Below are 14499 nucleotides of genomic sequence, written 5' to 3' on the forward strand. Positions count from 1 at the left end.
AACAAGCTGCAAGAACCACTGACAATATTGGGTTTCAAGCTAGATATACTAAGTTTTTGCGTCACTTTCAACTGAGGAAGACCGTCAAATAATCAATCACTTTTACTTATCGAATCAAAAACAAAAAGTAATTGCTTCTATACTAAAAGGTCTTTAAAGTAAAGTTAGCCGGTCAACAATTAGTTGATTGTAAAGTTTTTCTTAACAATAGCTTAGGGAAACAAACTCAAGGACTTTGTATATTTAAGTGTGAGTTTCAAATATTACGCCTGTGGTCATCTCTAACAAATCAGAATACGCACTTCTAGCCCTGTTAGAGTTAGCAACCTGCTACCCTAAGGGTGAAGCGCTGCAAATTCGAGAAATAGCGGTCTTACAAGATATACCAAACCGCTATTTGGAACAACTTCTGGCAACATTAAGACGTGGAGGTTTAATTAAGAGTATACGCGGAGCCAAAGGTGGCTATGTTTTGGCACGAGACCCTGGAAAGATTACAGTGTTAGATGCTTTTAGCTGCATGGAGGGGTCAGATATTGTTGTATCTGATTCTGAGCCGACTCCCAACACCGTAGAAGGTGAGCTAATTCAAGAAGTCTGGCAGGAAGCACGTCAGGCTGCTAACTCCGTTTTGGAAAAATATACACTCCAAGACCTTTGTGAACGAAGATCGCTAAGAAAGCAGAAGGAACTCATGTATTACATTTAGAAAGGGTGAAGTGGGAAAATTTTCATCCTTTATCTTGAATTGATAGTCATTTCCGCTTTGGCCATATTTAGCAAATCTAGATGTTATATGTAGATTTGCAGTAATTTCAAGTAAGTAAGTAGAAAATTCTTAGTATGATATCAAGTCTGGGTAATTAGTTACAATTCCCACAGTCATTTCACCCTTTCCTTAGCCTACGGTGCCTACACAAGTCATAAAAATCTAGCTTAATGAGGCTTTGCTCGTTCCCATACACCGTATGGAAATGTATTCATTGAGGCTCTGGCTAAATGTATCACTAGAGTCAGAGCCTCCACTCAGCTATTTCTATACAGAGCAAGGAAAGTAGAGATAAAGTATAGCTATCAGTAAGATGGCTTTTTGTGGGTTTAGTAAGTAATCAGACGGTCATAATATAAAATATTTTTTACAAAAAATACAGTCAAAAGAAGAAAATTTTGAGTAACTAGTCAGTTGAACCACGCCTCAAGCAAGATAGTTTTGAAAAATTTGGTATCTCAATTAGTCTAGTTAGACGTTTTTTATGATGTAATCCTTATTAACAGTAATAACCAGACAACCTGTGAGGCTGTTATATGCCTGAAGTTAATTCTCAACAGCCCATAAATACTGCCGCTACTCTTGTAGAGAGTTATGCAGCAGGAAAACGGGACTTTAGTAAAGCAGAACTGGGTAATGCCGATTTGCAAGGCATTAACTTGAAAGGATCTGATCTCAGTTATGCTGACTTGAGTGAAGCTAACTTAAGTGGCGCTAATCTCAGGGGAAGCGACCTGAGTTTCGCCGATCTCCATCAAGCTAATCTAAGAGATGCCGATCTTAGGGGAGCATTGTTGATGTCAGCGAATCTCCGCCAAGCCGATCTCAAAGGAGCAAAGCTAGAAAAAGCAGACTACGATCGCAGCACCCATTTTCCTCAAGATTTCGACCCAGTGAAAGCTGGTATGCGAATAAAATTTGAAGATTAATTTAACAATATAACCAGTTCAAAAGAGAGGAATATTGCTCTCCTTCCTTCTTCAACGAGGCTACTTGCCTCAAGATAGAAGATATTTTTGCCAAAAGAGTTGTATTTTGGTGAAAAAGCCTATCTATGAGGTTGACAATGGAGGCAAAACGTGAAACCATCAGTCGACGCGCACCATTAATTACTGCTGGAATTTTTCTTGGTGTGGGTCTTGGAGGGTTTATTGATGGAATTTTACTGCATCAGATCCTCCAGTGGCATCACATGCTTAGTAACATTCGACCTCTGACAAACAGAGCGAATATAGATTTGAACATGGTATGGGATGGGTTCTTTCATACCTTAGATTGGGTATTCACCGCGACTGGACTTGTGTTACTATGGCGTGCTGGACGGCGCGATGATGTTCCTTGGTCATCACAGACCTTTATTGGATCAATACTGATTGGTAGTGGTTTGTTCGACTTGGTTGAAGGTTTAATTGACCACCAAATTCTCGGTGTTCATCATGTGAAACCAGGCCCAAATGAGTTAGCTTGGGATCTAGGATTTCTTGCATTCGGTGCGCTACTTGTTGTTATCGGCTGGATAATGATAAAAAAGGAGTCAAGAGTAATTAGTCCTTAGTCATGGGGCATTGGGCATGAAGAAGAGACAAGGGAGACAAGAGAGAGACTTGTTCAATAATTCCCCTTTGTCCCCCTTGTCCCCACTCTCCACTCCCCACTCCCCCCTCCCCCCTCCCCCCTATGCCTACAGATACTTTTGAAAAAACTAGCTGGAGTTGGCAGCTTTCCCAATTTCAACAACAAGCGGGAGAATGGTGGGAATACCAGTTTTACCGCTTTGAGAAAACTTTACCAGAATTGCCTAATGGATGGTCTATTAGCCCTTGGTTAGGTGAGTTGCTGAAATTTCTGTTTTGGCTGGTAATTGGCTTATTTGTAGTTTGGGTGGGTTGGCAATTATGGCGGGAATTCAGCCCTTATGTATATTCTTGGCTGAATAGAAGTGGCAACCTGACTGATTTTCGTGCAAAAACTCGCTCTAGTGAGGCATCCATAGCACTTTTGTTGGAGCGATCGCAACAATTTTACCGTCAGGGTAACTACCGTGAAGCTTGCCGTTGTCTTTATTTAGCGATGTTGCAGCAGTTGCATCAAAAAGCGATCGCACCCCACAAACTCAGTCGTACAGATGGAGAATATCTGCAATTGCTGCGATCGGCTGTGACTCCCATACAGCCTTACGAAACTTTAATTACCACTCACGAACAATTATGTTTTGGTAATGCCGAGATTTTGCCAGACAATTATGAACAGTGTCGGCAAGCTTATCGGGAAATTTCCCCAGAATGAAGAGAACGTGGGGTTAAGGATACTAGAATCATAGATAGCTAAAAAAACAATAATTTTAAGGAAAATTAATAAAAAAGTAAGGAAAAGCGAGAGACAGGCACAAAGACTTATCCTCGCTTTTTGACTACCTAAGCTGTGAGAGTTGCGTAGCCGCCCTACGGCTTGTCGTTAGACATCGCCTTGTCTACAGCTTCTAAGGCAGTGTTGACTTCCGCCTCTGTGACAATTAGCGGTGGCACAAATCGGACTACTTTTGGCCCGGCTGGTACCAGTAATACACCCTCGTTAATGGCAGCATTGACAATATCTGCTGCGGTTAATTGGATATCGGCTCGCAACTCCAAACCGTTGATTAAACCCCAACCCCGAACTTCGCCAATCTGTTGAGGATATTTCGCTGCGATCGCTCTCAACCCAGATCGCAACTGTTCACCCCTGTCTTGCACATTCTGTAAAATATTTTCCCGTTCCAATGTCTGGCAAACACTGAGTGCTACACCACACACAAAAGGATTACCGCCAAAAGTGCTGGCGTGTTCCCCTGGTTGAAAAACATCGCAGAATTTCTTACTCATCATTGCACCGATGGGGATACCACCACCTAAGCCTTTGGCACTGGTGAAGATATCCGGCTCAACGCCAAGATGTTCGTAAGCCCATAATTTGCCACTGCGCCCCATACCAACTTGCACTTCATCAAAAATCAATAAAATGCCAGTTTCATCGCAAATCTGCCGCAGCTTTTTGAAATAGGCAACATCTCCCGGACGCACACCGCCTTCTCCCTGCAATGGCTCAATCAGAATTGCTGCTACCCGGTAATCACCTTCATCCAACTCGCTAATCGCTACTTCCACAGCGTTAATATCGTTGTAATTTACGTAGTGGAACCCCGGAACTAAAGGATCGAAGTACTTTTGATACTTCGGTTGTGCTGTGGCGGTAATTGTCGCCAAAGTCCGTCCGTGGAAACTGGCATTGGCGGTTAAAATAATGGGTTTTTCAATGTCTAATACTGTGTGGGCATATTTCCGCGCCAGTTTAATTGCAGCTTCGTTAGCTTCAGCTCCAGAGTTGCAGAAAAATACGCGATCGGCACAAGAATGTTCAACAAGCCACTTTGCCAATTCACCTTGCTCAGGAATGTAGTACAAATTAGAGACATGGTGCAGCTTCTGGATTTGGCGTGTTACCGCTTCTACCATAACTGGATGGGCGTGCCCCAAAGTACAAGTGGCAATTCCCGCTACAAAGTCCAGATATTCTCGTCCCTGTGTATCCCAAACCCGGCATCCAGCACCCCGTTCTAGGGCTAAAGGAAACCGACCATAGGTAGACATGACAGCTTCATTAAAGCTATCTGCATCAAAGGGACTAGATGCTACAGACCCTGAATCTGGGGGGATGGTGGCTTGTTCAACGAGAGTTTGTAGGCTCACTACCGCTCCTCCTGAAAGTTTTTCATTATATAGTTATTTACTAGTTTCCTAGAAATCCCTAAAAAATACTTTTTATTTAGCACAATTCGCACTTCTTCTTAGACTAACGTTTATATAACCTTGGCGGTGGTGAAAAAACTTTGGGCTTTAATACTTGAGCAAGAGTCTGAGCGACAGCCAATTTGAGTAAATGCAGCCCAACTAGGCATCGCAAGCCTTGGGTAGAATCTAGAGATTTTTCTCGCTGATGTTCAAGCCTGACTCGTCAAAACCGCAGGTTGACATTTGACGAGTCAGGCTTGGACATATTATGAAATCTCGGCTGAGAATTATTTCTCTGTGATTTTTAGTTCATCAATATTCCAAAAAGTTGACCCCAAAGCAGAAAACTTGATGGGATTGACACGTTCGCGCACCGCTTGAAACGAAATTGGATTCACAAGGCAGAATATCGGCAACTGTTCAGCAACGATTTGCTGGAATCTGCCATAAATCGCCTTGCGCTTGCTCTGGTCTAGTTCTTTAAATCCTGCCCCGAAAAGACTGTCAATTTCTCTCTCCCATTCAGAAACGACCCATCCTTGGAGCGGGGGTTTTCCTGGTAGCGCACCTTGGTTAAATTGATGAAATGAGCCTTGACTAGTCCAAAATAAAGATAGAAGATTAGGTTCAACATCTGCACCGGGCACACCGAACGCACCGACATAACAATCCCAATCTCGACGAGAGAGTAGCTTTTGCAATATTACGTTAAAACTGACTACCTGCATATCTGCTTTGATACCAATTTGACTGAGGTCTTGTTGGATTTGAACTGCGGCATCGATTCTTGATTGATCTTCCGATTTCACCAAGAGATTGAATTGCACCCGATTTCCATCTTGGTCTAACAGTTCTTTTTGGGAGTTGTACCTAAAACCGGTCTCTAACAACATCTGCCTAGCTCTCTGGGGATTGTAATCATAAACTCTTAACCCTGCTGCTGGAGACAAGTAATAAGGACTTTGAACCGCAATTGGCGAATGTTGTATTTCACCTAAACCGCGATAGATATTAGTTTTAATTCGGTTGCGGTCAATGGCATAAGCAACTGCTTGCCTAAAAGCTAAGTTATTAAACCACCGAGATTTGATTGGGTCGATAAAAGGCTTACTCTTGGCATTACTAGCTTGATTAAGGTTGAAACCCACAAAGCTAAAACCCGCAGTTGGTCCACCATTGTAAATAATGTATTTTCCTCGCTTTTCATGTTTCTTGAGTAACCCAAATACTGCTGATGTCACATTCAACGTATCTAGTTCACCTGAACGAAATCTTACTAACTGATTTTCTGTAGAAGCAATAATTTGCCAGACAATACGTTCAATATAAGGCTGAGGATTTCCTTGAATATCTTTGCGCCAGTAGTAGGAGTTGCGTCGTAAAATTACCCGTTCAGCAGGAGTATAGCTTTCTATTTTGTAAGGACCATTGCAGACAATTTTTTGTGGATCGGTATTGGTTCCCCACATTGAAAGAAACTGAGGATTACCATTGCTATCATTGGATAATACAGAAGCACGCAAGGCATGAGCAGGCAAAATCGCTAATCTTTCGGCATATCTCAAAAAAGGGGCAAAAGGTTCCACAAAAGTAAACTCAACTCGCAGATTATCTAGTTTCTGCACTGACGGAAAAGTTTCTTTGTTGCCAATGCGTAAAAAGTCTCTATATAAAGTAGGAATTTTTTTATTAAGATAAATATCTCGATAGGTAAAGACTACATCCTCTGCCGTGAGAGGTTCACCATCTGACCATTTCAACCCTGTTTTTAAAGTAAAAATAATTCGCTTTTGATCGGCAGATATTGACCAAGATTCCGCTAGTCCTGGCTCCAAATTGTTAGTCATAACATTCTCATCGACCAATCCTTTGTAGATTAATGAAAAAATACTGTATGGAGAGTCATTAATGGCATAGTTAAAAGTAGTCGGATCGCTTAACGAAACTAGAACTAATTGAGCTACTTGAGATGCTTTGCTTTTCATCTGTGTCGGGTGACAGCTTGTAAGCAAGAAACAACAAGATAAGAGCAAACCAATTACCAAATTCAAAGGTCGAACAATAGCAGCAATCATCTCTATTTATCTACCTTGCAGCTACTCTTTACACAGTACAGTATGTGATTGAACAGTACTACAACAATGCCAGCAGACGAAGCGTCTCCTAGGGAAGCTCACCGTTGGCGTAGCCTCTCATAGAGAAGGTATCGCCTACCGTGGGCGCTACGCACCATTTTTTTGGTAATTCACTTGGGCTTGTATCATCAGAATGGAAGAAGCAATACCAACACTTTCTCCCAAATAGGCTTCTAGGGATTAGAGCTTCATGTAAAGTTAAAGATGAATATTTTTAAGTATTAGGAGTATTGAGTTTGGATAACTTGTAGTTTAAATGTACTAAAAAAGACTAATGCTATAAAGTTAGTAGAAAACGAGAAAAAGTAGGCTAAAAGTACTATTGTTACGTCATTTTCAACACTTGAGCAAAAATATCAACGTATCCAAAAGGAGTTAATGGCTGGGGCGATCGCTCTTGGCGGTGTTTTCCTCATTGGCACTTTGTGGTACTCGTTAGTGGAGGGCTGGTCATGGGAAGATGCAGCGTACATGACAGTCATTACTTTAGCTACTGTGGGATACGGGGAGACGCACCCACTGGGTAGCCGAGGAAGATTGTTTACAATTGCCCTGATTTTGTTGGGTGTAGTCAATATCGGTTACATTGTCAACAGATTTACAGAAGCGATCATTCAAGGCTACTTTCAACAAGGAATTCGGCTACAACAACAGAGGCGGTTAATGGAATCTCTAACAGAACATTACATCATCTGTGGATTTAGTCGGACTGGTCGTCAAATTGCCAAGGAATTTCGAGCAGAAGGCGTACCTTTTGTAGTGATTGATTCAGATATGGAATCTGTGCAAAGGGCGCAGACAGAAGGTTATACAGCATTCCAAGGTGACGCTACCCTAGATGACACACTTTTGAAAGTTGGTATTGAAAGGGCAATATGTATTGTTGCAGCCCTTCCCTCCGATGCCGAAAATTTATACATAGTTTTATCAGCAAAAACACTGAATTCGGGAATTCGGGTGATTGCCCGCGCAAGTACAGAAGAAGCTTTGCAGAAGTTACGACGCGGTGGTGCAGATGAGGTGATATCCCCCTATATTACCGGTGGGAAGCGCATGGCTGCTGCGGCTCTTAGACCTCAAGTATTGGACTTTGTAGACGGGATTTTGACAGGTGCAGACCGCCAATTGTACATGGAAGAATTTTTACTTGACCCGGCTTTTTGTCCCTTCGTGGGTCAGAGTTTGCAAAAGGCGAGATTGCGATCGCAATCCGGGGCATTAGTTCTGGCAATTCGCCGCGCTGATGGGGCTCTCATTGGTGGCCCCACTGGCGATACAGTCTTAATGTCAGGCGATCGCCTAATTGGTATGGGTACAGCAGAACAGTTGCGTAGCCTTAATCAAATTCTCGGCCCCATAAATTCCAAGAAACTGCGGCGACCGAAAAATAGCTGATTTTATTACTTTTTTATACTAACTTAAAGTAAATATTCTATAGTATAATTGCGTATTTAAAAAGTATAATATAATGCAATAAAACGAGATTTAGCGATCGCCACAATATTTACTTTTACTTTGGGCTTTTACGCCACACAGACTATTGCTGCTCCTTTGGCAACTCCCACAAGTTTTACAAATTGGTGTAAGCAGAAATCAAATTTACCTCCACAGACAAAACATACTGTTGAGGTTCTTTTAGAAAAAGCCCAAACTCAAAATTGCAAGCAGGCTAACCAAAAGCTGACTAATTTAACTTCTCTCTCCCTGAACTCAAATAAAATCAGTGATATCAAGCCTTTGTCTGCTCTGACTAAATTGACTTCTATCGACCTTGGCATAAATGAAATCAGCGATATCAAGCCTTTGTCTGTTCTGACTAAATTGACTTCTATCGACCTCGACATAAATGAAATCAGCGATATCAAGCCTTTGTCCGCTCTGACTAATTTGACTGCTCTCTCACTCCGAGAGAATCAAATCAGCGATATCAAGCCTTTATCCGCTCTGACTAATTTAACTTCTCTCTCTCTCCGCTCAAATCAAGTCAGTAATATTAAGCCTTTGTCCACTCTGACTAATTTGACTTATCTCTACCTAAACTCAAATGAAATCAGCGATATCAAGCCTTTGTCTAATCTGACTAATTTGACCATTCTCTCTCTTGAATCAAATGAAATCAGCAATGTCAAGCCTTTGTCTGCTTTGACTAATTTGACTGAACTCTCCCTTAACTCAAATAAAATCAGCAATATCAAGCCTTTATCATCTCTGAAAAATTTAACTTTTATTAATATTAAAAATAACGCGATCGCACCCAAAATATGTCCTGTAAAACCAGAATCTATTTGCCAATTTGATGAGCTTTAAAGTAGCGATCGCGCGCGAACCTTGAGTTATTTGTCAAGCAATCTAAAGTTTGATGGCAACGATGCGAATTCTCCGATAGTCTGCTGTCCAATTGCCTTGTTGATACAGTGTCGGCAAAAGATGCTCTTCCACGGTGCGAATTATTTGTATTTTTTGGTCAGCAGACAGTCCTGCTAGAAAAACATCAGCAAACATTTCAAGCCAGTTCGCCATCCCTGCTTCGCCTTCTGTTAGGGGAGTAGGACGAGCAAACAAGGTGGCATAAGTAACATCAAAGCCTTGTTGTTCTAATAGGGTAGCGTACTCACCAATACTAGGAAAATACCAAGGATTCAGTGCTTGCGGGGAGATAGCGATCGCCTCTAAAGCACTGTACAAAGCTGTGACGATCGCTTGAATATTTCCCTTACCACCAAATTCTGCGACAAAACGCCCCCCAGGTTTTAACGCTTGATGTATGGAAGCGATCGCCGCATCTGCTTCTTTAATCCAATGTAAAACAGCGTTGGAAAATACAGCATCCAATGGTTTCAATACTTGAAAATCTCTGGCATCAGCAACATCAAAGCGTAGATGGGGATAGTTTTGTCTTGCTGTCTCAATCATCGAGGATGCGCGATCGATTCCAGTGACTTCAGCCCCGGCTTGAGCAATTTTTTCTGTTAGTTGCCCAGTCCCACAGCCAAGATCCAAAATGGATTCTCCCAACTTGGGATTGAGTACTTTCAGCAAGTTCTCGCCATATTGCCAGACAAAGGCGTGTTTATCCTCATACAGGTCTGTGTTCCAATTATTGTCGAGTAATGGAAGATTATTCATAAACTATGAAATTACATTGCAGAGTATTGTTTTGCTAGTCGTCAACCAAGTTCGGTAGGTTGGTGACTGCATAATCATCACAATAAAAAATATTATTAATTATGTCCAATATATATTTTGACCTTAACTAATATTTAAAAGATATAAGTTCAGGTAACAGATGGAACTACGACACCTGCGCTACTTTGTCACCTTGGCAGAAGAACTGCACTTTGGACGGGCAGCAGAAAGATTGCACATTGCCCAACCTCCCTTAAGTCAACAAATTCGCCAGCTAGAGAAGGAATTGGGCTTTGAACTGTTTCATCGCACAAAACGAAGCGTGAATTTAACAGAAGCGGGGGTGGTTTTTCTGGATGAAGTCCAACAAATTCTCAGGCAATTGCAGCAGGCAATCCAAGTCGGGCAACAAACTAGTCGCGGTGAACTCGGAGAATTAGCGATCGGCTTTGTCAGTTCTGCCGCGTATAATATATTGCCAACCATTTTGCGAACCTTTCGGAATTGTGTCCCTGGTGTGAGTCTAGAGTTGCATGAACTGACTACAGATCAACAGTTAGAGTGGTTACGCACAGGTCGGATAGATGTAGGGTTTGTCCGTCCACCTGTGGAAGAAAATACATTTAGCTGGGAAATAATTTTTCAAGAGTCACTGATAGTAGCATTACCTGAAGCACATTTGCTAGCAAATCAATCTTATGTTTGTTTGCGATCGCTTGCTAATGAACCCTTTATTTTATTTCCGAGAATATTAGCGCCTGGACTTTACGACTTAATTATTAGTCTCTGTCAGCAAGCAGGCTTTAGTCCCTCTGTAAGTCAACAAGCCATTCAGATGCAAACAATTATTAGCCTAGTGGCAGCCGAAATAGGTGTTGCAATTGTGCCGGCATCTTTACAAAATTTGCAACGAACCGGGGTAGTTTATAAAAATATCGAACCAGTCAGCCCAAAAGTTGCCATTGCAATGATTTGGCGCAGTAGCGAGACATCCCCAACGATACAGAGGTTTCTGGAGATTGTAAAACACATAACTTGATTTATTACTGGCGATTTATTTATTTACCAATCAGTATCCATTGTAAAAATCTGCAAATGGCTGTTAAATCTTCTGATTGCGGCTGTAAGTAGAAATAACCAATGACCAATGACTAATGACTAATTTCTTTCCACCCATGCATAGCTGCTATACCTTTAGTAACCCATTCGATCAAAATTGGGGGAGCTTCTGATATCAAGATGCTAGGATAAACTGCTGCGCCCCATTCGGGATGCACTAGTACACGGCATTGATTTTTAATCACTGGATAGTTGAGCAAAGCTTTGACAACTGCTGTGTCATCATGGGGAATTGCTCCAGGATGAGATAGTAAAGGGTAGCCTGTACGAGGGTCGATCAGGTCAGTTAAATAGCCGCGATCGCGCAGATTAAATGCTAAATCACAGCCAAATCGCATAAACTTTTCTCGTAAGCGTTCTTTCTCGGACTCTACTTCTGTCGTCTTTTTAACTAATTGATAACGCGATTGCTGCAAGACAATCACTACTCGTAAAAATGACTGCCGTTTCCAATCCGGTAATATCCGTTCGCAGTTGGCACAGATATATTGACTGGGAGCATGAATTGAAATTTGAACCGCTTGTCCTGTTTCGCCAACTAAATTAATGGGACAGGCTTGCTCCGAAGTGTAAACTTTGGGATAGTTCACTAAATTGATTCGGCTTATACAAGTTTTTTAATTTAATCTACGGTATAGATGATAGCTCTTAAAAGTTCAGAAAAATCATCATTTTCCTCTCTTATGTTACTTTTTTTAGAAGCATTTGCTAATAATTTGAGAATTTTAATCCGAATTTTATCCTTTATTAACCTGTTCTCATAGGATTTGTTGCGATCGCTGTAGGCATTAGCATAAGTGTAGATAAGCGATACATCTGGCGGGCTATGCCTACGCTACCGAAATCCGTTCAATTAAAACCCCAAAGAATTAACTCCATCTCACCCAATTAATTGAGTTTTAAAGAATTCACCGGCACTTCATCCCAAGAATCAACTGTCCGCAATTGCGCTACCCAACCTGCTGCCTTTTGGTTCTCGGTCAAATTATTCTGAAAGGAATCATGACACTCTTTAGCTTGAGATTCATTACAAGTGGCAATACAGGCATGAATCATCCCAGACGGATCAATTTGCTCATTTACCCAAATAGTCATGGAGTATTTCCTCGAAAAGTGTAACGAAAAAAGCTATTTGTTATTTTAGAACACTATTAGAGTCAAAAATTGCAGATCAAAATCGGTAATAAGTAGTGAACTAATCCCAATTACCGATTGCTAATTTACAATTATCCAGTTTCGCTTCATCTGGTAGGCACATAAGATTTATCGCCTCTTTCGTAGCGACGGCGGTAGAGTAATTCTAACTGTCCACCATATTCTTGAATCCAAGCTATCTGACGCTGATAGAGTCCCCGGAAAGTATTAGCAAATAATAGTGTAAAGATTGCTACTACTAATCCTGATGCTGTGGATACTAAAGCTTCACTAATTCCAGATGTTACACCTGTTGTTTTAGTACCTCCCACATCTCCAATATTTAGAGAGGCAAAGGAGTTAATTAATCCTAAGACAGTACCGAGAAGTCCCAACAACGGCGCAAGACCAATAATTGTCTCAAAAATATTTTGCGATCGCTTAAGTAAGGGAATTTCGGCTTGTGCTTCGCTTTCTAATGCCAACCGAAATTCTTCTGGTGTCGCCTCTTCTAACTCTAAAGCTGCTAAAAAAATTCGGGCAATGGGTAAATCAGTATTTTTTTGCAACTTATCTAAAGCACTAACTACATTATCAAGGCGATAAAGCTGTAGCACCTCTCGCACTACCTTATTTTGCCGATTATTTATTCTTACCCAAAAGATGATCCGCTCGATAATCAGCGCTACTCCTAACAAAGAGAACGCCAGGAGAGGCCACATGACCACGCCACCTGCTGTAAACAGATTACTAATTTCCATTTATTATTTTTTAACTTACCAACAACGCTAGATTAACAGATCGTTGTTTGAGCGAAGTTGATATCATTTCCCACAAAGAATTGCTCTGCAAGTTTTAAAGTGTTAGCAAAGCAACTACGGCTTGCCCAAGCTGCATAGATGTTTCATAGCAATTATCAAATTTATAAGATATACTGGATTTTAGATAAAAGTCTCACTGCTGCTTTACAGGAGTCGTAACAGTGAGTAGGCTCGTTGCCCTATTACAGGGGTCGTAACAACGAGAAATATCTAAGTAACTATTCCAATGTGGGTCAAAATAATGCAAATAAACGCGAAGCAAATACTTAATAAAGGTTCAACCAATGCCCAAGTTTCACCACGAGAAGAAATCGTCTTGCTCGCACTCTACAACAAAGAACTCTATGGTCTCCAAATTCCGCAGGCTATGGAAGAGGCTAGCGGCGGTAACACTAAGATGGGGATTGGCACCCTTTATCCTGTTCTCCATTCTCTGGAAAAGAAAGGACTTGTCGAATCCCGTTGGGGAGATGAAGGGCGTGAAGAACGAGGTGGAGCAAGACGGCGCTATTACAAACTTACAGGTAGCGGCGTTGCGACTCTCGAAGCCGTCCAGTCTTTCCGCTCTAACCTACTTACTTGGCAGCCCAGTTAGTGGAACAGCAGGCACAGAAATTGAAGATAACGATTGGGAATTTACTATTAAAGAAATTCAACTTAAGACACAACACTTGGAAGGCATAACATCTTTAAAATCAGAGGAAGTTATCAAAGTAGTGGAAGAGTTGATAGTTCAGAAAGTGGTGAACGATTTAGAAAACTCAGTAGAAAATCTAGAGAAGCTCTCTAAGTTAAAAAAGAGATTACGCAAGTATAAAAAATCTGATCCTGCTGAAACTTGGGCTAGTAGGTGGATAGCTTCCCCAATTGCTTACCTCTTCCCCCCAGAACGACGTGAAGAATGGCTAGGGGATTTATACGAAGTAAATTGGGAGATGCTGCACAAAAACTATCCCCGTTGGCAGGTTAATCTTAATAATGTTTGGAAAACTGTCATCCTGGTAATTTCTGCTTTAAAAATCAAGCTGTCAGATTTCTTCTCACTAGGTAAAGTCAAGAGCGAGTAGAGAAAAATCCATTTTCAAGCATGGCGTAGAGTAATTTACCACTACGTCATTTCCTTTTTATCTATTTTGTTCTCTTGGAGATTTACCTCGCAGTGGATCGCAGCTTATTGAGAATTTATTTTTAGTGTTAACTTTCATAAATGTTAAGGAGTTCAGATTATTCCTACACCAGAACAAAAAACACAGTGCTACATATTGTGCTGCTGGTTTACCAAGCTTTACTTGCCTATTAATATCGTTCGGATGGATGAACGGACAAAAAATCTATTCTTCTTGGCAGGTGAGGAAAATATCATAGAAATATACCCTAACGGTAAATGGAGATACATAGGATGAGCAAGCCTAATTTTCATGCAATGAGTCAGAAAGAGTTACATGATTACGTTCTTGCTCATCGGGAAGATCAAGAAGCTTTCTACGCTTATGTGGATAAGCTGCATCTCGAAGGTAATTGGATTGAAATGCCACCGTTACAGTCAGAACAGGATTTAGAAAATTATCCTAAGTTCATTGAGCGTATTCGCAGCAGTTCTGAGCCACGAGATGGAGCATAACGCTGCA

17 protein-coding genes are annotated in these 14499 nt (G+C 41.3%); 11 read left to right on the forward strand and 6 right to left on the reverse strand.

Annotated elements, in window-relative coordinates:
* The first annotated feature begins 271 nt into the window (after nucleotides 1–271).
* The 4 genes from NPUN_RS25050 (at nucleotide 272) to NPUN_RS25065 (ending at nucleotide 3055) form a co-directional block, all read left to right on the forward strand.
* A complete protein-coding gene (locus NPUN_RS25050) occupies nucleotides 272–709 on the forward strand; it encodes an RrF2 family transcriptional regulator (protein ID WP_012411254.1) in 438 nt (145 codons plus the stop codon).
* Nucleotides 710–1305: 596 nt separating this feature from the next.
* Complete coding sequence (locus tag NPUN_RS25055; protein ID WP_012411255.1) at nucleotides 1306–1698, forward strand: Alr5209 family pentapeptide repeat protein; 393 nt, start codon at nucleotides 1306–1308, stop codon at nucleotides 1696–1698.
* A 137-nt stretch (nucleotides 1699–1835) separates the two neighbouring features.
* Nucleotides 1836–2324 (forward strand): DUF2243 domain-containing protein, encoded by a 489-nt coding sequence (locus NPUN_RS25060; RefSeq protein WP_012411256.1) that lies wholly within the window; start codon nucleotides 1836–1838, stop codon nucleotides 2322–2324.
* A gap of 122 nt (nucleotides 2325–2446) precedes the next feature.
* The gene (locus NPUN_RS25065) at nucleotides 2447–3055 is read left to right on the forward strand and encodes a DUF4129 domain-containing protein (RefSeq protein WP_012411257.1); all 609 of its coding nucleotides are present in this window, start codon (nucleotides 2447–2449) and stop codon (nucleotides 3053–3055) included.
* 155 nt (nucleotides 3056–3210) lie between these two features.
* Here NPUN_RS25065 and NPUN_RS25070 read toward each other — a convergent pair whose 3' ends face one another.
* A complete protein-coding gene (locus NPUN_RS25070; protein WP_012411258.1) occupies nucleotides 3211–4494 on the reverse strand; it encodes an aspartate aminotransferase family protein in 1284 nt (427 codons plus the stop codon).
* Nucleotides 4495–4823: 329 nt separating this feature from the next.
* Nucleotides 4824–6611, reverse strand: coding sequence for an ABC transporter substrate-binding protein (locus NPUN_RS25075; protein ID WP_012411259.1), 1788 nt, complete (start codon nucleotides 6609–6611; stop codon nucleotides 4824–4826).
* A gap of 438 nt (nucleotides 6612–7049) precedes the next feature.
* Between NPUN_RS25075 and NPUN_RS25080 the strand changes: the two genes are divergently transcribed.
* Together NPUN_RS25080 and NPUN_RS25085 are read left to right on the forward strand one after the other, a co-directional pair.
* On the forward strand, nucleotides 7050–8066 hold the full coding sequence (locus tag NPUN_RS25080; RefSeq protein ID WP_012411260.1) for a potassium channel family protein: 1017 nt from the start codon (nucleotides 7050–7052) through the stop codon (nucleotides 8064–8066).
* Nucleotides 8067–8186: 120 nt separating this feature from the next.
* On the forward strand, nucleotides 8187–8978 hold the full coding sequence (locus tag NPUN_RS25085; protein ID WP_012411261.1) for a leucine-rich repeat domain-containing protein: 792 nt from the start codon (nucleotides 8187–8189) through the stop codon (nucleotides 8976–8978).
* Between the two features lie 42 nt (nucleotides 8979–9020).
* Here the strand turns inward: NPUN_RS25085 and NPUN_RS25090 are convergent, their stop codons facing one another.
* On the reverse strand, nucleotides 9021–9797 hold the full coding sequence (locus tag NPUN_RS25090) for a class I SAM-dependent methyltransferase (protein ID WP_012411262.1): 777 nt from the start codon (nucleotides 9795–9797) through the stop codon (nucleotides 9021–9023).
* Between the two features lie 160 nt (nucleotides 9798–9957).
* Here NPUN_RS25090 and NPUN_RS25095 point away from each other — a divergent pair, with 160 nt between their 5' ends.
* The gene (locus NPUN_RS25095) at nucleotides 9958–10836 is read left to right on the forward strand and encodes a LysR family transcriptional regulator (RefSeq protein ID WP_012411263.1); all 879 of its coding nucleotides are present in this window, start codon (nucleotides 9958–9960) and stop codon (nucleotides 10834–10836) included.
* Between the two features lie 112 nt (nucleotides 10837–10948).
* Here NPUN_RS25095 and NPUN_RS25100 read toward each other — a convergent pair whose 3' ends face one another.
* The 3 genes from NPUN_RS25100 to NPUN_RS25110 form a co-directional block, all read right to left on the reverse strand.
* Complete coding sequence (locus NPUN_RS25100; RefSeq protein WP_012411264.1) at nucleotides 10949–11506, reverse strand: methylmalonic aciduria and homocystinuria type D protein; 558 nt, start codon at nucleotides 11504–11506, stop codon at nucleotides 10949–10951.
* 298 nt (nucleotides 11507–11804) lie between these two features.
* Entirely contained in the window at nucleotides 11805–12011 is a 207-nt protein-coding gene (locus NPUN_RS25105; RefSeq protein WP_012411265.1) for a hypothetical protein, read from the reverse strand.
* A gap of 146 nt (nucleotides 12012–12157) precedes the next feature.
* Complete coding sequence (locus tag NPUN_RS25110) at nucleotides 12158–12811, reverse strand: MotA/TolQ/ExbB proton channel family protein (RefSeq protein ID WP_012411266.1); 654 nt, start codon at nucleotides 12809–12811, stop codon at nucleotides 12158–12160.
* Between the two features lie 301 nt (nucleotides 12812–13112).
* Between NPUN_RS25110 and NPUN_RS39425 the strand changes: the two genes are divergently transcribed.
* From NPUN_RS39425 to NPUN_RS25120, 4 genes are all read left to right on the forward strand, one after another.
* On the forward strand, nucleotides 13113–13466 hold the full coding sequence (locus tag NPUN_RS39425; protein ID WP_083782486.1) for a PadR family transcriptional regulator: 354 nt from the start codon (nucleotides 13113–13115) through the stop codon (nucleotides 13464–13466).
* Nucleotides 13405–13938 carry a hypothetical protein gene (locus tag NPUN_RS39430; RefSeq protein ID WP_167315658.1) on the forward strand — a complete coding sequence of 178 codons (534 nt, stop codon included), beginning with the start codon at nucleotides 13405–13407 and terminating at the stop codon, nucleotides 13936–13938. The genes NPUN_RS39425 and NPUN_RS39430 overlap by 62 nt, the downstream gene beginning before the upstream one ends.
* A gap of 222 nt (nucleotides 13939–14160) precedes the next feature.
* A complete protein-coding gene (locus NPUN_RS44895) occupies nucleotides 14161–14274 on the forward strand; it encodes a DUF6888 family protein (protein ID WP_372726492.1) in 114 nt (37 codons plus the stop codon).
* Complete coding sequence (locus NPUN_RS25120; protein WP_012411268.1) at nucleotides 14271–14492, forward strand: DUF6887 family protein; 222 nt, start codon at nucleotides 14271–14273, stop codon at nucleotides 14490–14492. Before NPUN_RS44895 ends, NPUN_RS25120 begins: the two co-directional genes overlap by 4 nt.
* The last annotated feature ends 7 nt before the right edge of the window (nucleotides 14493–14499 follow it).

It is taken from the genome of Nostoc punctiforme PCC 73102 (assembly GCF_000020025.1).
Taxonomy (GTDB): domain Bacteria; phylum Cyanobacteriota; class Cyanobacteriia; order Cyanobacteriales; family Nostocaceae; genus Nostoc; species Nostoc punctiforme.

Bases quoted from the DNA above. Each gene is read 5' to 3' on its own strand.
- NPUN_RS25095 (WP_012411263.1), top strand. From the start codon at position 9,958: ATGGAACTACGACACCTGCGCTACTTTGTCACCTTGGCAGAAGAACTG.
- NPUN_RS25120 (WP_012411268.1), top strand. From the start codon at position 14,271: ATGAGCAAGCCTAATTTTCATGCAATGAGTCAGAAAGAGTTACATGAT.
- NPUN_RS25065 (WP_012411257.1), top strand. From the start codon at position 2,447: ATGCCTACAGATACTTTTGAAAAAACTAGCTGGAGTTGGCAGCTTTCC.
- NPUN_RS25110 (WP_012411266.1), bottom strand. From the start codon at position 12,811: ATGGAAATTAGTAATCTGTTTACAGCAGGTGGCGTGGTCATGTGGCCT.
- NPUN_RS25060 (WP_012411256.1), top strand. From the start codon at position 1,836: ATGGAGGCAAAACGTGAAACCATCAGTCGACGCGCACCATTAATTACT.
- NPUN_RS25075 (WP_012411259.1), bottom strand. From the start codon at position 6,611: ATGATTGCTGCTATTGTTCGACCTTTGAATTTGGTAATTGGTTTGCTC.
- NPUN_RS25055 (WP_012411255.1), top strand. From the start codon at position 1,306: ATGCCTGAAGTTAATTCTCAACAGCCCATAAATACTGCCGCTACTCTT.
- NPUN_RS25090 (WP_012411262.1), bottom strand. From the start codon at position 9,797: ATGAATAATCTTCCATTACTCGACAATAATTGGAACACAGACCTGTAT.
- NPUN_RS25105 (WP_012411265.1), bottom strand. From the start codon at position 12,011: ATGACTATTTGGGTAAATGAGCAAATTGATCCGTCTGGGATGATTCAT.
- NPUN_RS25080 (WP_012411260.1), top strand. From the start codon at position 7,050: ATGGCTGGGGCGATCGCTCTTGGCGGTGTTTTCCTCATTGGCACTTTG.
- NPUN_RS39425 (WP_083782486.1), top strand. From the start codon at position 13,113: ATGCAAATAAACGCGAAGCAAATACTTAATAAAGGTTCAACCAATGCC.